Below are 19,240 nucleotides of genomic sequence, written 5' to 3'. Positions count from 1 at the left end.
CGTCGCTTTTTTGTCCGCTCTTGGTTAGGGCGGGAGCCAATCATCTTTAATAACCGAAGCGATCAGCTGCTAAATAAACGATTGTATATGTGTTATTTTTACAGTGTATCTTTTCTTTTATTATAGCATTGTGATCGATGGGAAGGAAATGTGTGATACTGGTCTTTCGCTGCTTGATCGGTAGCTGTCTGACAGCTGTCGAGAGTATCGAGTGGGGAGCAACGCAACAGCAAGTTTCTTTTCTTAAAGAAAATCACTTAGTTGACAAATAGGGAAACATCTTGTTTAATATACCCCGAGGGGTATAAGAGAGGAGCAAGAAATGTTTTCATTATTTAAACGCATACCAAGTATGTCAACAGCAGATTTACAAAAAGAAGGAGCCAAAGAATGGACGGTTCTGGATGTTCGCACGCCGGCGGAGTACCGTAGCGGACACATTGCCTACGCCAAAAATGTACCGTTAAACAAGATTGCGGGCTTCACTAAAAAAGGTGACAAGAAACTGGCAGTCATTTGCCAATCAGGGATGCGAAGCAAACAAGCAGCCAAAATCCTAAGTAAAAAAGGTTTTGATGTGGCCAACGTTCGTGGTGGCATGAATCAATGGCGGGGAACAACCAAAGGAGGAAAGTAACGATGGAAAAAATAGTTATTGTCGGTGGGGTAGCAGGAGGAATGTCTGCAGCAACGCGCTTACGTCGGCTTAAAGAAGTAGCGGAGATCATTATTTTTGAAAAAGGTCCTTTTGTCTCTTTTGCGAATTGTGGACTGCCGTATGCCATTTCTGGTGAGATCGAAGAGCGAGACGCCTTATTGGTCCAAACACCTGAGGCATTAAAAAAACGGTTTAACCTAGATGTGCGGCCTCTTCATGAAGTGCTGGCGATCGATCCGGAGGAGAAAACGGTCACGGTCAAACATGGCGAACAGGTCTTCACGGAATCTTATGATGCGTTGATTTTATCACCGGGGGCAAAACCGCTAGTACCAGCGATCAAAGGGCTAGAAGAAGCAACCAACGCCTTTTCTTTGCGCAATGTTCCTGACTTAGACCAAATCATGACACATCTTGAAGACAAAAAGCCTCAAAAAGCGACGATCATTGGCGCTGGGTTTATTGGGTTAGAAGTCGCTGAAAATTTACATAAAAAAGGCCTACAAGTAACGATCGTGGAAAAAGCACCCCACGTATTGCCACCTTTGGATGAAGAAATGGCGGCGTATGTCAAAAATGAATTGATCAAGCAAGGGGTCAATGTTTTGACCTCGCAGTCAGCGACCGCTTTTGAAAAAGCAGGGCAAGAAATCGTTCTGGAGGATGGAACGGTTCTGGCTTCAGATATCACGATTCTTTCGGTGGGTGTCCAACCAGAAACGGATTTGGCAAAACGTGCCGGTATCCAATTAGGACACCGGGGGGGTATCCTGGTAAATGAGCAATACCAAACCAGCAAGAAAGACATTTACGCGGTGGGAGATGCCATCGTTGTGAAACAACAAATCACTAACGAAGACACGCTGATCTCCTTGGCGTCACCAGCCAATCGCCAAGGTCGGCAAGTGGCTGATGTATTGGGAGGACTGACTCGCAAAAACAAAGGCAGTATTGGGACGGCGATCGTGCGCGTATTCGATCTTGCCGCAGCGTCCACTGGGTTGAGTGAGCGCAGTGCCAAACTGGCGGGGCTAAATCCTCAGGTGGTTCATCTTTCAGGCAAAGACCATGCTGGGTATTATCCTGATGCGACGGATATTTATTTGAAATTGATTTTTGATGCTGACACTGGAAACATCTATGGTGCGCAGGGCATCGGTGCCAAAGGGGTCGATAAACGGATCGATATTTTGGCAACAGCGATCAAAGGCGGCTTAACGATCTTTGACTTGCCTGAACTGGAATTCACCTACGCGCCGCCTTTTGGCTCAGCGAAAGATCCAGTGAATATGATTGGCTATGCAGCGATCAATCTGGCAGAAGGAATCAGTGAGAATATCCAATGGCACGAATTGACGGAGGCCTTAGAAAACGGTAAGCAGTTGTTGGATGTTCGTTCAGAGATGGAATTAGCCAATAATGGGCGTTTTCAAGAGGCGCTCCACATTCCGTTAGATGAATTGAGAGATCGGTTGTCTGAATTGGATCCAAGTGTTTCGTATGTTGTTACGTGTCATAGCGGATTGAGAAGCTACATTGCCGAACGCATCTTAAAACAAGCGGGCATCAATTGTCAAAACCTCGATGGTGCCTTTTCGTTGTATAATACTATTAAGCCGGAGATGATTATTCATGATTAAAGCCATATCTATGGAGGAATTTACCCAAAAAGAAAAACGTGAGGCGCTTGAGATCCTTGATGTCAGAGAAGTTGATGAGTTTGCACAAGGACACATCAAAACAGCACAAAACCTACCGTTGAGCGAGCTGACGGAACAGATCAGCGACTTAGAGAAGGATAAAAATTACTATGTCATCTGTCACTCAGGGACTCGTTCGCAAATGGCGTCTGAGTTTTTGAGCCAGCAAGGGTTTCAAGTGACCAATGTCCTCGGCGGCATGTCAGCATGGAGAGGAGAAATCAAACGATGACCGCATGCAACAAAGATATTTTGAATCGGTTAAAACGAACCGAAGGCCAGTTGCGGGGGATTCAAAAAATGATCGAAGACGAGAAAGAATGCGTCGATGTCATCACGCAATTGTCCGCCGTCAGTTCCAGCGTCAACCGTATTATGGGGATCATTGTCGCTGAGAATTTGAAAAATTGTTTGGAAAATCCAGACAGCGACACGGAAACCCAAAAGCAGAAAATCGATCAAGCCGTTCAGCTGATCGTGAAGAAATAGCGGGATTTTTGAAAGGTTTGTCGCGTTTTTTATCATCCCATGGAAAAGGTTCAGAAGAGCAGCATGTTCTTCTGAACCTTTTTATTCTTCATCAGTGATTGCTTGTCGGCACCAATAGAGGAAACAAGCGGAGATTGTCGGTATGTTTTGTTTTTTTATTATGAAGGAATATACACCGAGAAGGCTGTATGGTTAAATGGAGGGAGAAACGTCAAAACGCCCGATGGGTCGTTGAGTATTTATAGCGACCAACGATCGCTTTTCTTGTGACTAAAATCACAATAAGCGAGTGGGTGTTGCGCAGTTATGACGAAGGAGAGAGGAGAGCTTCTTGAACAAAAAAATACAGTCTTTTACATTGCCTTTGATTGCTTCCAATTTGTTTCAAATCATTATTGCACAAGTTTCCTTAGCGATTATTTCAAGAAGATCCACGGAAGCGCTGGCGGCGATCGCACTGATCGACGGGTTTCTCTATGCTTTTGCGGGTATTATAGGTGCGATTGGGCTTGCTTTTAATATTTATGGCGCAAAGGCAGTCGGGCAAAGAGAAGAGACGCAGTTAAATGATTATCTGTCGTCGGTTCTTTTTTTAGTAGTCGCGATCGGTGTGAGCTTTTTGCTGATTTTCCTGCTTTTTGGACGAGACATTTTACAGGTTGTCTACGGATTTAGCGGGGAGCTGCTAGGAACTGCGACGTTGTATCTTGCAATCATGTCCCCCTATATTTTACTTACGTTAGTCACGTTTGTTTTTACTAGCCTTTTAAAAATTGAAAAGAAAACGAACTACATCCTCGGTGTTTCGATCATTAGTGCGTTGATACAGGTGTTGCTTAGCTATTTATTGATCAACGGCAATCTCGGTTTTCCCGCCATGGGGGTCTTAGGCAGTGGCATCGCAAATATGCTTGCGACTTTGTGCTTGCTGGGGATTTATGGGGTTCTTTTAAGAGAAAGTCTAGCAAGAGGGCTAAAACAAAGACCACGAAAACGCGCCTTTTTATTGAAAAAATCGATCCCCTTAATGATTCAGGAATGCTTTGAAGGCTTAGTCTTTATTATTGCTTTTGAAGCTTTCGTCTCACGGTTGGGTGTTAGTACGCTGGCCGCCTATGCGATCGGCAGCCAAGGATTGATGATCGCACGGTTGCCTGCTTTGATGTATGGCAACGCAGTGACCGTCTTTGCGAGTGAGGCGAATGGTCAGAAAAATCGTCAGAAGATTTTAGCAGTGGGAAAAAGTGCCTTCGCTTCTTCTTTCGTGGCTTATGTTGGAATCGCCAGTCTGATCTGGGGCTTTCGTTCTGCTTTTTTCCAGTTGTTTACTACAGATGTCGCTGTTTTAGACTTGTTGCCAGCTATTTTGCCAATCATGCTGGGGATAATGCTCGTCAGTCCGTTATATGAAATCACAAAATACTTATTACAAAGTTTGGAGTGCAGTCGCATGGTTTGTCTGTTGACAGGATGCGTCAACAGTCTGGTTTTAATGGGAATCACGGGCTTTTGGAGCAGTGGGCAGCTGAACTTTTTCTTCCTCTACTGTCTATACGGCTTGAATTTCCTGATTCTCGGCAGTTTCTTTGCAGGGCTGTTTTATTGGACGATCAAGCAGCGTTATCCTCAGGGCAAAGGACGCCTTTGAGGGGGATAGAAAAAAGCGAAGGTGCTGCTGATCCTTCGCTTTTTCGTCGCCTACAATTGGACAGGTGAGATTAATTGTGGCTGACTTCTTCGTAAAAGATAGCATTGCGTTCTGCAATCAGTTGGGTTTCCCTTCGCTCTAATTCGAGAAAGGTTTCGTCTGCCAGCAATTCGGCAGCAGAGTAGCCGGCCGCCAAGAAGTTTTCTGCATAGGTCAATTTCTGATTCGTGATGTTTTTTCGTTGCTCGGCAATGACGAGCAGCTGTTTCACATTCATACACTCACTCCATTCTTTTATAAAAAGCAAGTACTAAAAGAGGACAGCTAATAATACTTGCAAGTCAACGGTGAAGGCGGGATATCAATCATGCTCGGCTATTCATAAATAAGAGAAATACGGTAGGTTCGTTTCTGATTGGTCGTTTTATACGGAAGCTTTGCACTAAGTATAAAAAAATTTCCCCCGTAGCAACAGAACCTAGTCGTTTACATAAAGCAACGATTGGTTTACATTACTCGGACAAGCGGGTGTTACAAGAAAAACAAGTAATTTTTCCTAGGAGAACGGCGGTATTTGACGACAAAAAAACCTGCGATCGCCTCAGGCGGATAGCAGGTTTCACGGGCTAGTAGAAATAGCTTAAATGGTTTGTTTTGCTGGGCGCAGCAAGACTTCGCTGATCGCCACATGTTTGGGCTGTTGAATGGCATAAACCACTGCATTTGCTACATCTTCTGGCGTTAGGCTGTTGCCTTCTACGCGAGAGGTTTCTTTCAAGGCTGCTTCTAGTTGAGCATTACCGACGGTTTCAAACAATTCCGTGGAGACCATTCCCGGAGAGACGATGGTGGAGCGAATGCCATGTTCACGTTCTTCTTGGCGCAAGCCTTCCATGATTGCACGAACCGCAAACTTTGTCCCGTTGTACACGGCAGATCCCGGGTAAATGACATGTCCAGCAACTGAGTCAGTGGCGATGATCAAGCCATCTTGTTGTTTTTGCATGATGGGCAGCACAGCGCCGATCCCGTTCAATACCCCCATGATATTGATATCCAGCATTTTTTGCCAGCTGTCATAGTTCAACTCTGCCAAGTTTCCTTGAGGCATGATGCCAGCATTATTGAAAAGGACATCAATCCGACCAAAGGAGGTCATGGCTAAATCAATGACTTGTTGGACTTGTTCGCGATTCGTGACATCGGCTGTTTGATACAAAACATTTTCTCCTAGTTTTTCAGCCAGGGCTTTAATGCGCTCTTCGCGGCGGGCGGCGATTACTACTTTTGCCCCTTGTTCGGCTAGCTTAACGGCGGTTGCTTCCCCAATTCCTGAAGAGGCTCCCATAATTACGATAACTTTTTCTTTGATTTCTGTCATTTGTCTTTCCTCCAGTGAATGATTTTTTCATCGAATCCTGCTGCTGCCAAACCCAAACCTGCGAGATGACGGGTGATTGACAGTACAGTGCTTGCGGTGTATTTTTATTGTAGAACCTGAAGTTAGGTTTAGGTCAAGCGATAAACAAAATTTTTTTTAGGAGCGATGCAAGTGAGTTACTCGATTGGTGAAGTATCAAAAACGACTAACATTCCTATCTCGACACTACGTTACTATGATCGAGAAGGAATGTTTCCCAATATGGCCCGTAGCAATGGCGGCATTCGGGTGTTTTCAGAAAAAGAAGTGGCGACGATCAGAGTGATCGATTGTTTGAAGAATACCGGCATGCCCATCAAAGACATCAAGAATTTCTTGGATTGGGGCGAAGAAGGCGATGCGTCTTTGCAGAAACGGCAGCAGCTGTTTCATGAACGTTTGGAAGAAGTCACCAAGCAAATGGCAGCCTTGCAAGAAACGATGAATACGATCAAATACAAATGCTGGTACTACGATACAGCGATGGCAGCAGGTACCGAAGCGGTAGTAAAAGAGCTACCGCTAGAAGAAATACCAGAAGAAGTCCGAGCATACAAACTGTAAGTCCATCGAAAAACCACCTGCTGTTTTTGCAGGTGATTTTTCGATTCTACTGGTTTTGCTGGGAAAATCAACCTTGCCAGTTGCCGTTTTCTAATGAAAGACTGACAATCCTACGAAAATGGGCTCTGTTATTCAGTAGCGCTACTCAATAACCCCCACTGGAATCAAATAGCGGGGTTCATTTTCCGTCGGCAGTTGTAATAATTCTTTGAGTTCATGATCCGTGAAGGCGCCGATCGGCACAGCACCTAAGCCTAACGCTTGGGCCTGCAAAAGGACGTTTTGGGCGGAATGACCGACTTCGATATAGGCATAGCGTTCGATTCCTCGGTCCCCATAGCGCTCGATCAGTCGTTCATAAACCACTGTATAAAGCAATGTGGCAGGTGCCCGTTGGATCGCTTGCTGGTCCAACGAACCTTCCGCCAATGCGGTCCGAAAATCGCCGGCAAGAACTTTTGCTAAGGCATGTTGCTCAGGTTGATACAGATAAAGCCCTGGCTCAAGCCCCGTTACCTGTGTAACCACGACATAGAGGTCTAAGGGATACAAGGCACCAGCCGAAGGCGCTGTCCGGCGACCATCTTCTGTAGTGACACCGGCAGCGGCCCATAAAAGCTGTGCCAGCTGTTCTTGTGTTAGCTCAGTGTCTTGAAAATCCCGTTGCGAGCGCCGATTGAAGAGAGCTTCTGCCACGCTGGTTTCCCCGTCTAAGATCGGTTGCGGCAATGGAAAAGTTTCATAGGAAACCGCTGGTTCAAAAGGAGTGACCGTGTCGGTAGTCGGTTGTTCTTCAATCGGTGCCGTATCCGCACTGCAGCCAGTGAGGAGTAAGCCCAACACCAAAATAGCGCCTAAACGAGCAAAGCGAAATCGTTGGTAACGGGTCATGAGGATTCCTCCTTTTTACTATGGACTTCGTGTTATTTATAAGTATAACAAGGATTGCTTTTCCATGCGCTTTTATTCACAAGTAGATAATTAGGGAGGTAAGCAGTCTCTCAGTCGTATCATAGGCTGATTGTGCTTTTTAATATTTTCTAAAGACCTAGATAATGAGTAGTATCGTATTAACTTGCTAAGAATATTTTTATAAAATCCAAACCGATTGCAATCAAACGCAAGAGGAAAAATGCCATACAAAACCCCTCCAGCAATTCGTTGCTGGAGGGGTTCATTTAATTCGCAGCTGCCAATGCTGCTTGGTTTTGTTTGGCATGATAGGCTTCTACGTCTAAGATTGCTTGTTTGAACATTTCTCGCGTGATCTCATAAGGCACGTGGACGATGTCATTGGTGGTCATTGCTTTGTCTAAGATTGCCTCAAGGTCGCTGGTGTCGTTAAGGCCCATATCAGCTAAGCAAACCGGTAATTTGTTTTCCTTCATAAAGGCGTAGATGCGCTGGAAGAGGGCTTCTTGCTGATCTAGCTGCAACAAGGCCAAAACGCCGTAACTAACGGAAGCGCCATGCAAATAGTCTTCCATTTTTTCCAAAACGGTCGTTCCGTAGTAAAAGGAATGAGCAAGGGCGGAGTTGTAATCATTGATGACTAAGACGGAAACTAAGCCGGTGGTCACGATGATATCCAAGACGACTTGCTCAATGGCATAAGACGGCTGATTGGCGGCACTGTCTTTCAAGGCTTGTGTGCCGTATTGCAATAAGCGTTCCGTGCACATTTTGCCGATTTGGATGCCTAACCCATCGGTGTAATCTAACTGATCGCCCCGCGCTGAAAACGTCGACTCGATCTCTTTGGAGAGGGCATCGCCGATTCCTGCCCATAAGTACTTGTCGGGGGCTTGGGCGATTATTTCACTGTCGATAAAGGCATGGGTTGGCGGCTGCGAAGGGAAAAACAGCCCTTGCATCTCGCCGTTTTCTTTATAGATGACACAGACCGCGGTGACTGGTGAGCAGTTGGAGCCGATCGTTGGGAAGGTGAAGACTGGTTTGCCTGCTTTTTCTCCAACCACTTTGACGGTATCGCAAACGCGGCCGCCGCCAACGGCGAATAGAACATCGGCGGCTTGGACGCTTGGATTGGCTAACAGCTGATCGACGTTTTCATAGGTCGAGTTGCCGCCGTACCACAAGGTATCCGTCACTTTGACTTCTGACGTTAAACCGGCTTTGATCTTGTCTTCGGCTTTTTCAAGGGCGGTTTTTCCGCCGATGATCACGGCATTGGTGCCGTATGGTTTTACGATGTCATTTACTTTTTCGTAGGCGTCCGCCCCGATTGTGTAGTTTGGCAAAAAGATACTTTGACTCATACTGTTTTCCTTCTTTCTTGGCCACGAGATTGGCTAAAATTGGTCCGGTAATTTGATGGATCACCATGCCGACTGCGGCAGGGGTAACGGCTGCAGCAATGGCGGCAAAGTGGGCATTGGCTAACGAGATCGCTAGGCCGGTATTTTTCATTCCTAATTGAAACATGATGGATTTGGCTTGGGTGGCACTGACGCCCATCACACGGCTCAGACCATAGCCTGCGCCGTAGCCGATCAAGTTATGGAGCAAGACTAAGAAAATTACGATCAAGCCAGATTGGACGATCACGGCACCGTTGCGAGCGACAGTTCCGGCAACGATCAATAAGATACTAACGGAAGAAATCAATACAAATGATTGCAGAAATCGCTCGATGTGCTTGGCAATGAGTTTGTGAACGATCACCCCTAAAATGATCGGCAAAAGCACCATCTGCAAAACAGACAAGAGCATTTCCCAGAAGGAGATCTCGGTATACTGTCCAGCCAAGACGTAAACCAAAAAGGGTGTAACGACGGTCGCTAACAAGGTCGATACCGTGGTCATAGAAACGGTGAGGGCGACATCGCCTTTGCCGATAAAGGTCATGACATTGCTGGCGGTTCCACCAGAAACGCAACCTAGTAGGACAAACCCGATGATCAAACCGGAAGAAAGACCAAACAGCTGCGCTAAGCCGTAAGCCACCAAAGGACTGATGGTGAACTGGAAAAGCACTCCTAAGATGAATGCTTTAGGCTGTAAGACGACCATTTTAAAAGCAGCAACGTTTAAAGTCATCCCCATACAAAACATGATGATGCTCAAAAGAATCGTTGTACGAGGCGGAATCCATAAGAAGGGTTGCGGGAAAAAATAAGAGACGATCATCAATAAAATCATGATATAGATCAAATACTTGTTTACAAAAGCAGCGATCGTGTTGACGGTTTTCATAAGAAAAAATCATCCTTCCTTTTTCTGCATGACCAATCAAGTGTTCAAACAGAAGGGGTCTTTAGAATAAGTGCAGTGCATAACCGTGGGGAATCGGCAGCAGTTGTTCAACGAGCGTTTCGGATCTATCTGACATCAATGTGTCAGTTTGCAAAAGACCGCTTCCTTGAAAATGGGTATAAAAAAACACTCCATCTCAAGAAGCTGATCTTCTTTTTGGATGCAATGTGAATAGGGACTCTTTGAATGTATAAAATCAAACAGTCCCGGCTATAATAATAAAATAATTCGTTTGCTAACATTGGTGCGGGTCATATACGCCACCGTCCTTTTCTTTATTTGGAATTTTCTAAATATTTAAATTATTTCTACCTAGTCTACAAAAGAGTCAAGGCTTTGTCAATCGTTTGAGAAAATTTTTTTCATTTTTTTGGGTGTTTTTTAAAAAACATGGGTTTCTATGGGGAAAAATAGCAAGAATTGGTTTGTGCTGTGCCTTTTTCCCTTTCGTTTAGGAACAGAATAGTTGTTGGATCTTGGTTTTTGTCCTACGATGATACTAGCAAGAGTTGGAAAAAGAATCGAGAGGAGCAAAGAAAATGAAAATTTTTGTCGTTGGTGCTACTGGACGAGTAGGTCAAAAATTGATCGACTTTCTAGAAAAACAAGGACACATCGTTTATGCTGGTGCGCGCAGCAGTGAGAAAATCACAGAAACGGAGACGATCAAGCCCGTGTTCTTTGATTTACACACGGAACCGGAAGAGATGGCGGCGAAATTCGAAGATGCGGAAGCGGTATACTTCGTGGCGGGTTCCCGAGGCAAAGACTTGCTGCAATCCGATCTGTATGGTGCGGTCAAAGTGATGCAAGCCGCCGAATCAAAAGGAATTAAACGCTACATCCACCTTAGCTCAGCCTATGCCTTAGAACCTGAACAGTGGCAAAGGGAAGGCATGGCGTCATTGATGGATTACACGATCGCCAAATTTTTCTCTGATCGCTGGCTGATCGACAATACCGCACTAGACTATACGATTTTGCAGCCGGGTGCGTTGAAAGAAACTCCAGGATCTAGTTTGATTGAGATCAGTGAAACGACCTCTGGTGCGATCCCGATCGAGGATGTCGCCGTCTTGTTGGGTGAAATGCTGGAGCGTCCAGCAACTTATCAAAAAGTCATCAAAGTCCAAGCAGGAGAAACACCGATCAGCGAGGCACTGGATCAGCTTTAAGGCGTGCCTTTGGGCTTGAAGAGAATGTACTGAAGGAAGCTGCACGGCAATAAATCGTTGTCGTGCGGCTTTTTTTGTGAAGAAGCCAGTCACTTTTCATTTTTGAAAGCGATGACTCTTGACTTTGAAAAAATAGTTTGTTACGCTTATTGCTAACTTTAGAGGGGGTGGTAAACGAATGTCAAGCGACTCGAGTGACGGTGAGCAGAAACACTATTTTGACTTACCTTACTTTTTAATTGAATAGGAGACCAACAACAGCGCGTTATTTAGGAGCAGTTTCTAAATAAGGGGCTTATTTGTGTTATCCATCAATGAAAAAGAAAAGGAAGAAGAATAAATGAATAAAAAAGAGTTTCAATTATCAGTGTCAGAAACAATCGAACAGTATCAGGTGCCCTCTATCGATCAAGGATTGACTGAGGCACAAGTAACCGAGCGGTTAGAAACCTACGGATTGAATCAATTAGCGGTCAAAAAAACCGCCAAGTGGCGGTTGCTGCTGCGGCAATTCCATAACACGATCATCTACATTTTGATTTTCTCCGCCATCTTAACGCTGCTGATGGGGCATTTCTCTGATGCCGTGATCATTGGCATCGTCGTACTGGTCAATGCGTTGATCGGTTATTACCAAGAAGCCAATGCTTCCGATGCGTTAGAACGAATCAAAGAGATGCTATCAGCAGAAGCCACGGTCTATCGGAATGGGATTCGGCAAGATATTCCAGCTGCCGAAGTCGTTCCAGGGGATGTCGTATTCCTAGAAGCTGGTGACAATGTGCCCGCAGATCTGCGGATCATCGAAGCCGACAACTTGCGTATCCAAGAATCCGCCTTGACTGGTGAAGCCGATTCGGTGGAAAAAATAACAGATGCCTTAATGGATGAAGCAACTCCATTAGCGGAACAACGGAATTTGGCGTTTGCTTCGACTTCCGTGACGTCAGGAAGCGGGAAAGGGATCGTGATCGCTACCGGCGCCACGACTGAGATCGGGAAAATCTCCACAGAAGTCAATCAAACGGAAGAACGAAAAACGCCGTTGATGAAAGAAATCGATGGGCTGGGGAAAGGCATCACCTATGTGATCATGGGCGTGGCGGTCTTGCTGTTTATCGTCAGTTTGTTCCAGCAAACCTACGCGATCTCTGTCTTGTCCTTAGCCGTCGTCACCATGATCGTCGGCTCGATCCCAGAAGGATTGCCAGCAACGACATCGGTGGTTTTGGCGATGGGTGTCAGCGACATGGCAAAAAACAAGCACACCATCATCAAAACACTGCCGGCGGTTGAAACGCTAGGCTCAGTGGATGTGATCGCGACGGATAAGACCGGTACCCTGACCAAAAATGAAATGACGGTCAAAGACATCGTATTGGCTGAGCAGGAATATGAAGTGACGGGTGACGGCTATGCGCCGGTGGGCGTGATTCGTCCAAAGCAGGAGGACGTTCGCACGCAAGACATCTTGCAGTTGTTTTTGGAAGCTGGCTACGAAGCCAACGATACGGTACTGGTCCCAGAAGGAAATCACTGGACGATCAATGGGGAACCAACAGACGGCTCCTTTTTGACGCTGTATCATAAGCAATTTACCTATCCGCAAGCACCCGCTTACCAAGAACTGGATATGCTGCCCTTTGATTCGGACAACCGCTACATGGCGAAACTAGTGGCAAACCCTGCGGGGGAACGCTTGTTATTTGTTAAAGGCTCCCCAGATAAATTGTTTGAAATGGTGCAAAAACAAGCGGCACCTTTTGATGAAGCCTATTGGACAGGCCATGTCCGCCGCTTGTCGGCAGAAGGCAAACGAGTGGTAGCGGTGGGCTATCAGAAAGTTTCGATTGATCACATTGATGAAACGATTTTTGAGCAAGGGCTGCAATTACTAGGGATCGCCGGGATCATCGATCCGCCGCGAGAAGAAGTGATTGCCTCCCTGAAGGAAATGAACCAAGCCGGTGTTCAAGTGAAAATGATCACTGGGGATCACCCTCTGACCGCCAAAGCGATTGGGGAAAAACTTGGCTTAGCGGATGAGATTCACGTCGTGACTGGGGCCGAGTTGGATCAGATGAGTGAAGCTGAATTTCAAGATGCTGCCTTGACGAATCAAGTCTTTGCACGAACCACGCCGAAAAATAAATTGGACATTATCAGAGCGCTACAAGCCAAAGGCAAAGTCACGGCGATGACAGGGGACGGGGTCAACGATGCCCCTGCGTTGAAGCGGGCGGATATTGGTGTAGCGATGGGGATCAGCGGCACGGATGTAGCCAAAGACTCTGCTGATATGATCTTGACCGATGACAATTTCGGTACCATGTCCTTAGCGATTCGCGAAGGACGCAGGATCTATGACAACATCAAAAAGAGCATTCTGTTTCTGTTGCCGACATCTTTTGCCGAAGGGCTGATCATTGCCTTTACGATCATGATGCAAAAAGAATTGCCGCTGCAGGCGACACAACTGCTGTGGATCAACATGGTTTCTGCTATTACGATCCAGTTTGCGTTTATCTTTGAACCAGCAGAGTCTGGGATCATGAACCGCAAACCGCGAAAGACAGGCAATAAATTGTTGAATCGCCACGATATTTGGCAGATGGCGTATGTATCGATTTTGATGGCAGTCATCAGTTTGATCGCCCATGACTGGCTCTTGCTGCAAGGCGTCAGCGAAGCCGTTGCCAGTACCATGATGGTCAATATCGTGGTCTTGAGTAAGATTTTCTATTTGTTCAACATCCGTACCAGTGCACCAGCGTTTTCTAAAGCTTCCTTCACCAATCCAAAAGCGTTCTTGATCATTGGTGTGATGCTGGTTCTGCAACTGTTATTGACCTATGTTCCATTTATGCAAAGCGCCTTTCATACGGAGGACATGTCCTTGATCGGCTGGGTCATCTCAGCAGCTTCTGGGATGGTCGTCTTACTCGTGACGGAGTTCGATAAATGGCTTCGTTCGAGAAAAAATATTTAACCTAGGTTTTCTCGTGTTTTTTTACAGGCAAAATCGCCTTGCTGCAGCTTAGGGAAATGGTGGAACGACAAGGGATTTCTGCTGTCGCTGCTTTGGGATTGCCAAAAGAAAAAGCCAAGAGGAATTCCTATTGGCTTGTAATCAGGCCTATTGACAAACAAAAATGGTCGGGCTAAAATGCACATGAATTGAATAGTATTCTTCGGGGCAGGGTGTAATTCCCGACCGACGGTGACAAGTACAATGCTTGAAGTCCGTGACCCGCATAGCTATGCGGTGGAGCCAGTGTGAATCTGGCACCGACAGTGAAAGTCTGGATGGGAGAAGAAAAACCACAAAATTTCAAGGGGCGCAGTGCGTCTAAAATTGATTTTTTGCCGGTCTTGTTTGTCTATGCCTCGTGAGATTCTCACGAGGCATTTTTTTATTGAAAGGAGGAAGGAAGATGCATAACGAATACATGCGTTTGGCGATCGCAGAAGCCAAAAAAGGGCGTTACCAAACCTTTACCAATCCGCTAGTGGGCGCTGTGATCGTCAAAGAGCAACGGGTCATTGTCAAAGGGGCTCACTTAGTCTATGGGCAGCCCCATGCGGAACGAAACGCCATCGAACAATGCCATTCCTCCGAAGACCTAATCAATTCGACTTTATACGTGACGTTAGAACCTTGCAACCATCAAGGAAAACAGCCGCCTTGCACCCAGCTGATCATCGACAGCGGCATCAAAAAAGTAGTCGTCGGCCAGTTAGACCCTAACCCGATCGTGGCTGGACAAGGCATGCGCTTTTTAGAAAATCAGGGCATCGACGTGTTGGTGGGTATCGAAGAAACAGAAGTGCGCCGTTTGAATCCACACTATAATTTTTACCATCAGCATCAGCGACCTTACGTGGCATTGAAGCAAGCGATCACTTTAGATGGTCGGATCGCTCATGATGCGCAGACCCGCAGTGCGATCACTGGTTCAGCGGTTTGGCAAAAGGTCCATCAAGAACGTGGGGACTATCAAGGAATCTTAGTGGGCAGTCAGACGGTGTTGACGGATGATCCCACCTTATTGACCACGATTGAAACCAGCTTTCCGCCGATTCGCATCGTGGTAGACCGTCGGGGACGAACGCTGTCGCAACCCCAATTGGCACTGTTTGCCGACGATTCGGCACCTGTGTGGATTTTTACGCAGCAGGCAGCTGTCAGTGATTTGCCAGCGCATGTCTCAGTGATCCAGCTGGAAGAGTTGACGATCGCTGCATTGTTGAAGGAGCTTGCCACACGACAGGTCCAATCGCTTTACGTGGAGGGAGGCGCTGCGATCCATGATGCCTTTTTAGCCAGCGGACTGTGGCAAGAAAGCATTACCTATGTGGCGCCAAAGTTTCTTGGGGGCAATAGTCTCGCAAGTTTTACCAGTGAACGTACCCCGAAACAGCTGCAGCAGCTAACAGAGGTGACGGTGACAGCAGTTGGGGAAGATGTTTGCATCCGAGGAAGGAGACAAGAGGAATGTTCACAGGATTGATTCAGGAAAAAGGCCGCATCAAAGAGATCCGCAAGCAAAGCCGCACGATCCAGCTAACCTGCAGTGCGTCGGAAGGCTTGCTGGCGGATTACCAGATCGGAGACAGCATGGCGATCAACGGGACGTGTTTGACGGCGATCGCCAAACAAGCGATGACGTTTACGGTGGATATCATGCCGGAAACCTTTCAACGAACGACCTTTAAACAACTCTCGGTGGGTGCCGAAGTCAATTTGGAGCGAGCGATGGCAGCGACGCAGCGTTTTGAAGGCCACTTTGTCGCAGGCCACATTGATGTAACGACCCGTTTGATCCAGAAAAAGCAGTTGGAAAATGCCTTGATCTTGACATTTGCTTACCCCACCAGTGTGCAAGGGGAAATCATTCCGCAAGGGTCGATTGCGATCAATGGCGTCAGTTTGACGGTCACCCAGACGACGGCACAGGCCTTTTCCGTTAGCTTGATCCCCCATTCCAAAGACCAGACGACGCTGGGGCAGTTGAAACAAGGGGAGTGGGTCAATATCGAGACGGATATGATTGGGAAATATGTCAAATACCAACAAAAATGAAAGAAGGCAGACGATGCATAAAGTAGAACAAGCAGTGGAATGGTTAAAAAAAGGCGGCTTAGTGATTGTCGCCGATGATGAAAATCGGGAATCAGAAGGAGATTTGATTGGGATTGCTGAATACGCAACGCCAGAAGCCGTCAATTTTATGGCGACTTATGGCCGCGGCTTGATCTGTGCACCCCTCTCACAAGCGATCGCTGAAAAGCTGGCATTGCCTGAGATGACCGCCAATAATACGGATGCCTTTGGTACCGCGTTTACCATCAGTGTCGATCACGTGATGACGAGTACGGGAATTTCTGCGAAAGACCGGGCAGTGACGATTGAAAAGTTGGCTGATCCTGCGTCACAGGCTGCGGATTTTTATCGCCCTGGACATATCTTCCCATTGACCGCTCAACCTGGCGGCGTGTTGGAACGCAGAGGACATACAGAAGCGGCTGTGGATTTAGCGAAGCTTGCTGGCAGCGTGGAAGCAGCCTACATTTGTGAGATTTTAAATGAAGATGGCACGATGGCTCGGGTCCCAGAATTGAAAAAATTAGCAGAAAAATGGCAGCTGCCGTTTTTGACCATTGATGAGTTGGCGGAATATCTACGAGGAACTGCACCTATCACGGTGGATCTGCCAACGGCTTATGGGGCGTTCCAATTGACCTTATTTGAAGATGAATTCGGCAATGAACACCTTTTACTAGCCAAAGGCGAGATTCAACATACTACCGAGCCGCTGTTACTACGGATCCATTCAGAGTGTTTAACAGGCGATGTCTTCGGCTCTCATCGCTGTGATTGTGGCGAACAGCTGCAAGAAGCTATGCGGCAGATCGAAGCAAAAGGCCGTGGTGCGATTTTGTATCTACGCCAAGAAGGCCGCGGTATTGGCTTGCGGAACAAGCTCCGTGCCTACCAGCTGCAGGAACAAGGATTGGATACGTATGAAGCAAATATTGCATTGGGTTTTGCAGCAGATGCTCGTCACTACACGTTTGCTGCCGATGTTTTACGTTCCTTAGAAGTGCAGGAGATTCAACTGATGACCAATAACCCTGACAAAGTGAAGGAATTAGAAAGCTTAGGGATCAAGGTCGCAGAACGGGTTCCGCTGGAGATGCCCGCGCATAAAGAAAACAGCAGCTACTTGAAAACGAAGAAAGAAAAGTTTCACCATTACCTATCTATTTAATCAACCAAAGGAGAATGAGCGATGACAGTATTTGAAGGAACGTTTCAGGGAGAGGCAGTCAAAGTAGGGATCGTGGTCTCACGATTCAACGAGTTTATCACTTCCAAGTTAGTGGAAGGCGCCAAAGACAATTTGGTGCGTCATGGAGTCAAAGCAGAAAACATCGATGTGTATTGGGTTCCAGGTGCTTATGAGATTCCGTATATTACCAAAAAAATCGTTGACCACAAACAATACGATGGGATCGTGACATTAGGTGCCTTGATTCGCGGAGCAACGACCCACTATGAATTGATCTCAAATGAAGTGGCGAAAGGCGTAGCCCAAATTGGTCTGAATGCCGACATTCCGATCATGTTTGGTGTGTTGACGACTGAAACGATTGAACAAGCCGTTGAACGAGCGGGAACCAAAGCCGGCAATAAAGGCAGTGAAGCCGCTCAAGGTCTTTTGGAGATGATTTCGTTGAATCAGCAAATCCTTGGCAACGCATAGGTTTCACGTGCTAACAAAGGGAAGCTAGCAAGAAAAAGCCTGCCTAAGCATAGGCTTCAGACTGGAGACAGACTTCGTACGAAATGAAGTCTGTCTTTTTTCATCATTAAAAAAACTGGATTATTTTGCCGAAGAATTTGCTTCTTCACGGGTACCGTGTTTTCGATAGGTCAATGGAAAGGAAAATGCCCAATCAATCACGAACATTAGAATAACTCTTATTTAAGGAAATTTTCAGAAAATTATTTACATTTCACAAAAGGTTCCTTATAATGACTCTATTCATTGAGAGTGATTCTCATTTGCAAATAGATGTCAAAGTAGCACATGGCTTTGGCGCTTTTCATGAGAAGCACTTTTATAAGCGAAAAAACGCACAGATGCTTCTTTTATGATGGCGGCGAGGCAACGGTCAAGGTTGTTTTTGCTGTGAAATCAGAGGAGTTCGTGCTGAATAAAGGAGAATCACATGTCGGTAGGGTTGATTAAATCAAATCGTTGGATGGTGTCGACAATCATTTGCTGTGTTTTAGTTGTCGCCATTCTCTTATCTGCAGGAGTTGCTTTGGCAAACGGACAAGCCAATATCACCCTTGGCGAAGTTTACCAAATTCTCTTCTATAAAATCAGCCATGGATTGGTTGGTGATCTTTCAGGCATTTCAGACGCAAACATCAATATCGTCTGGTTTGTTCGGGCACCGCGGGTCTTGCTTTCTATTTTTGTGGGGATGGGGTTAGCGATCAGCGGGGCAGTGATGCAGGCAGTGGTCCAAAATCCGCTGGCAGATCCATATATCCTAGGGATCTCTTCCGGCGCATCCTTAGGGGCGACCTTTGCCATCTTAGTCGGTTTTGGCGGCTCGGCGCTAGTCTTGCAGCTGGGCTTATCGTTTGGCGCCTTTGCAGGAGCGGGGATTGCGACTATTTTGGTGCTGCTGCTTGCCAGTATCGGTGGGAAAATGACTTCCACAAAACTTGTGCTGTCGGGGACGATCGTCAGTGCCTTATGTAGCTCTGTTTCAAACTTGATCATCTATCTGGCTAGCAATGCAGAAGGGATGAAGACCGTAGCGTTTTGGTCGATGGGCAGCTTAGCCTCGGCTTCTTGGAACAAATTAGGCTTTATCGTGGTTCTGGTTTCTTTGATCACGCTGTTCTTTCTGACGCAATACCGTGTTTTGAATACGCTTTTGCTGGGGGATGAAGTTGCTTCTACCTTAGGGGTCAAGCTGACCTTCTATCGTCGTTTTTACATGCTGTTAGCGGCGCTATTAACCAGTATCATCGTTGCGAATTCTGGTATGATCGGCTTTGTCGGCTTGATCATTCCTCATATCGTACGTGGAGTCAGCGGGTCGGATCATCGCCTGTTGATGCCTTTGACCGCTTTGACAGGCGCGTTGTTTTTGATTTGGGCGGATGTGATCGCCCGCTCGACCCTGCAAGGAGTCGAACTGCCGATCGGGATCATTACAGCGCTGATTGGCGCACCGATCTTTATCTATATCATTGTCAAACGGCAATACAACTTTGGGGGGTGA

At 46.5% G+C, this 19,240-nt stretch carries 18 protein-coding genes and 1 riboswitch; of the genes, 13 read left to right on the top strand and 5 right to left on the bottom strand.

All coding sequences use genetic code 11. The features are described from left to right. Nucleotides 1–322: 322 nt before the first annotated feature. The 5 genes from IGJ17_RS15670 to IGJ17_RS15650 all read left to right on the top strand — a co-directional run bounded on the left by IGJ17_RS15670 (nt 323) and on the right by IGJ17_RS15650 (nt 4,495). Nucleotides 323–637, top strand: coding sequence for a rhodanese-like domain-containing protein (locus tag IGJ17_RS15670; RefSeq protein ID WP_005233230.1), 315 nt, complete (start codon nt 323–325; stop codon nt 635–637). 2 nt (nt 638–639) lie between these two features. Continuing rightward, nucleotides 640–2,298, top strand: a complete 1,659-nt coding sequence (locus IGJ17_RS15665; RefSeq protein WP_429961596.1) for an FAD-dependent oxidoreductase — start codon at nt 640–642, stop codon at nt 2,296–2,298. Next, entirely contained in the window at nt 2,291–2,590 is a 300-nt protein-coding gene (locus IGJ17_RS15660; protein ID WP_005233232.1) for a rhodanese-like domain-containing protein, read from the top strand. Before IGJ17_RS15665 ends, IGJ17_RS15660 begins: the two co-directional genes overlap by 8 nt. Beyond that, nucleotides 2,587–2,847, top strand: coding sequence for a metal-sensitive transcriptional regulator (locus tag IGJ17_RS15655; protein ID WP_005230585.1), 261 nt, complete (start codon nt 2,587–2,589; stop codon nt 2,845–2,847). The genes IGJ17_RS15660 and IGJ17_RS15655 overlap by 4 nt, the downstream gene beginning before the upstream one ends. Nucleotides 2,848–3,178: 331 nt before the next feature. Then, on the top strand, nt 3,179–4,495 hold the full coding sequence (locus IGJ17_RS15650; protein ID WP_005233233.1) for an MATE family efflux transporter: 1,317 nt from the start codon (nt 3,179–3,181) through the stop codon (nt 4,493–4,495). A 70-nt stretch (nt 4,496–4,565) separates the two neighbouring features. On the opposite strand, the gene IGJ17_RS15645 is transcribed toward IGJ17_RS15650, so the two are convergent. After that, the gene (locus IGJ17_RS15645; protein ID WP_005233234.1) at nt 4,566–4,772 is read right to left on the bottom strand and encodes a hypothetical protein; all 207 of its coding nucleotides are present in this window, start codon (nt 4,770–4,772) and stop codon (nt 4,566–4,568) included. A gap of 363 nt (nt 4,773–5,135) precedes the next feature. Then, complete coding sequence (locus IGJ17_RS15640; protein WP_142437240.1) at nt 5,136–5,876, bottom strand: SDR family oxidoreductase; 741 nt, start codon at nt 5,874–5,876, stop codon at nt 5,136–5,138. 165 nt (nt 5,877–6,041) lie between these two features. Here IGJ17_RS15640 and IGJ17_RS15635 point away from each other — a divergent pair, with 165 nt between their 5' ends. Beyond that, nucleotides 6,042–6,479 carry a MerR family transcriptional regulator gene (locus tag IGJ17_RS15635; protein ID WP_005233239.1) on the top strand — a complete coding sequence of 146 codons (438 nt, stop codon included), beginning with the start codon at nt 6,042–6,044 and terminating at the stop codon, nt 6,477–6,479. Between the two features lie 141 nt (nt 6,480–6,620). Here the strand turns inward: IGJ17_RS15635 and IGJ17_RS15630 are convergent, their stop codons facing one another. The 3 genes from IGJ17_RS15630 to IGJ17_RS15620 form a co-directional block, all read right to left on the bottom strand. After that, entirely contained in the window at nt 6,621–7,370 is a 750-nt protein-coding gene (locus tag IGJ17_RS15630) for a SagB/ThcOx family dehydrogenase (protein ID WP_142437239.1), read from the bottom strand. Between the two features lie 287 nt (nt 7,371–7,657). Next, nucleotides 7,658–8,758, bottom strand: coding sequence for an iron-containing alcohol dehydrogenase family protein (locus IGJ17_RS15625; protein ID WP_142437238.1), 1,101 nt, complete (start codon nt 8,756–8,758; stop codon nt 7,658–7,660). Next, complete coding sequence (locus IGJ17_RS15620) at nt 8,694–9,695, bottom strand: bile acid:sodium symporter family protein (protein WP_008380241.1); 1,002 nt, start codon at nt 9,693–9,695, stop codon at nt 8,694–8,696. The genes IGJ17_RS15625 and IGJ17_RS15620 overlap by 65 nt, the downstream gene beginning before the upstream one ends. A 599-nt stretch (nt 9,696–10,294) precedes the next feature. On the opposite strand from IGJ17_RS15620, the gene IGJ17_RS15615 reads away from it, so the two are divergent. The 7 genes from IGJ17_RS15615 (at nt 10,295) to IGJ17_RS15585 (ending at nt 19,240) form a co-directional block, all read left to right on the top strand. Beyond that, on the top strand, nt 10,295–10,930 hold the full coding sequence (locus tag IGJ17_RS15615; protein ID WP_142437237.1) for an NAD(P)H-binding protein: 636 nt from the start codon (nt 10,295–10,297) through the stop codon (nt 10,928–10,930). Between the two features lie 340 nt (nt 10,931–11,270). Continuing rightward, on the top strand, nt 11,271–13,919 hold the full coding sequence (locus IGJ17_RS15610; RefSeq protein ID WP_196044155.1) for an HAD-IC family P-type ATPase: 2,649 nt from the start codon (nt 11,271–11,273) through the stop codon (nt 13,917–13,919). 194 nt (nt 13,920–14,113) lie between these two features. After that, nucleotides 14,114–14,252: riboswitch (FMN riboswitch) on the top strand. A gap of 112 nt (nt 14,253–14,364) precedes the next feature. Beyond that, on the top strand, nt 14,365–15,441 hold the full coding sequence (gene ribD / locus IGJ17_RS15605; protein WP_142437235.1) for a bifunctional diaminohydroxyphosphoribosylaminopyrimidine deaminase/5-amino-6-(5-phosphoribosylamino)uracil reductase RibD: 1,077 nt from the start codon (nt 14,365–14,367) through the stop codon (nt 15,439–15,441). Continuing rightward, nucleotides 15,426–16,013, top strand: coding sequence for a riboflavin synthase (locus tag IGJ17_RS15600; RefSeq protein WP_142967693.1), 588 nt, complete (start codon nt 15,426–15,428; stop codon nt 16,011–16,013). Before ribD ends, IGJ17_RS15600 begins: the two co-directional genes overlap by 16 nt. After that, on the top strand, nt 15,991–17,202 hold the full coding sequence (gene ribB, locus IGJ17_RS15595) for a 3,4-dihydroxy-2-butanone-4-phosphate synthase (RefSeq protein ID WP_142437233.1): 1,212 nt from the start codon (nt 15,991–15,993) through the stop codon (nt 17,200–17,202). The genes IGJ17_RS15600 and ribB overlap by 23 nt, the downstream gene beginning before the upstream one ends. 21 nt (nt 17,203–17,223) lie before the next feature. Continuing rightward, on the top strand, nt 17,224–17,697 hold the full coding sequence (gene ribH, locus IGJ17_RS15590; RefSeq protein ID WP_005233264.1) for a 6,7-dimethyl-8-ribityllumazine synthase: 474 nt from the start codon (nt 17,224–17,226) through the stop codon (nt 17,695–17,697). Between the two features lie 469 nt (nt 17,698–18,166). Continuing rightward, nucleotides 18,167–19,240, top strand: coding sequence for a FecCD family ABC transporter permease (locus IGJ17_RS15585; RefSeq protein ID WP_005233272.1), 1,074 nt, complete (start codon nt 18,167–18,169; stop codon nt 19,238–19,240).

It is taken from the genome of Enterococcus sp. DIV1096b (genome assembly GCF_050498765.1).
GTDB classification, from domain to species: Bacteria; Bacillota; Bacilli; order Lactobacillales; family Enterococcaceae; genus Enterococcus_D; species Enterococcus_D entomosocium.
Note: the sequence above shows the minus strand (reverse complement) of the source record. Positions and strands in the feature narration are given on the sequence as shown.

Bases quoted from the DNA above. Each gene is read 5' to 3' on its own strand.
- IGJ17_RS15670 (WP_005233230.1), top strand. From the start codon at position 323: ATGTTTTCATTATTTAAACGCATACCAAGTATGTCAACAGCAGATTTA.
- IGJ17_RS15665 (WP_429961596.1), top strand. From the start codon at position 640: ATGGAAAAAATAGTTATTGTCGGTGGGGTAGCAGGAGGAATGTCTGCA.
- IGJ17_RS15660 (WP_005233232.1), top strand. From the start codon at position 2,291: ATGATTAAAGCCATATCTATGGAGGAATTTACCCAAAAAGAAAAACGT.
- IGJ17_RS15655 (WP_005230585.1), top strand. From the start codon at position 2,587: ATGACCGCATGCAACAAAGATATTTTGAATCGGTTAAAACGAACCGAA.
- IGJ17_RS15645 (WP_005233234.1), bottom strand. From the start codon at position 4,772: ATGAATGTGAAACAGCTGCTCGTCATTGCCGAGCAACGAAAAAACATC.
- IGJ17_RS15640 (WP_142437240.1), bottom strand. From the start codon at position 5,876: ATGACAGAAATCAAAGAAAAAGTTATCGTAATTATGGGAGCCTCTTCA.
- IGJ17_RS15635 (WP_005233239.1), top strand. From the start codon at position 6,042: ATGCAAGTGAGTTACTCGATTGGTGAAGTATCAAAAACGACTAACATT.
- IGJ17_RS15630 (WP_142437239.1), bottom strand. From the start codon at position 7,370: ATGACCCGTTACCAACGATTTCGCTTTGCTCGTTTAGGCGCTATTTTG.
- IGJ17_RS15625 (WP_142437238.1), bottom strand. From the start codon at position 8,758: ATGAGTCAAAGTATCTTTTTGCCAAACTACACAATCGGGGCGGACGCC.
- IGJ17_RS15620 (WP_008380241.1), bottom strand. From the start codon at position 9,695: ATGAAAACCGTCAACACGATCGCTGCTTTTGTAAACAAGTATTTGATC.
- IGJ17_RS15615 (WP_142437237.1), top strand. From the start codon at position 10,295: ATGAAAATTTTTGTCGTTGGTGCTACTGGACGAGTAGGTCAAAAATTG.
- IGJ17_RS15610 (WP_196044155.1), top strand. From the start codon at position 11,271: ATGAATAAAAAAGAGTTTCAATTATCAGTGTCAGAAACAATCGAACAG.
- ribD (WP_142437235.1), top strand. From the start codon at position 14,365: ATGCATAACGAATACATGCGTTTGGCGATCGCAGAAGCCAAAAAAGGG.
- IGJ17_RS15600 (WP_142967693.1), top strand. From the start codon at position 15,426: ATGTTCACAGGATTGATTCAGGAAAAAGGCCGCATCAAAGAGATCCGC.
- ribB (WP_142437233.1), top strand. From the start codon at position 15,991: ATGTCAAATACCAACAAAAATGAAAGAAGGCAGACGATGCATAAAGTA.
- ribH (WP_005233264.1), top strand. From the start codon at position 17,224: ATGACAGTATTTGAAGGAACGTTTCAGGGAGAGGCAGTCAAAGTAGGG.
- IGJ17_RS15585 (WP_005233272.1), top strand. From the start codon at position 18,167: ATGTCGGTAGGGTTGATTAAATCAAATCGTTGGATGGTGTCGACAATC.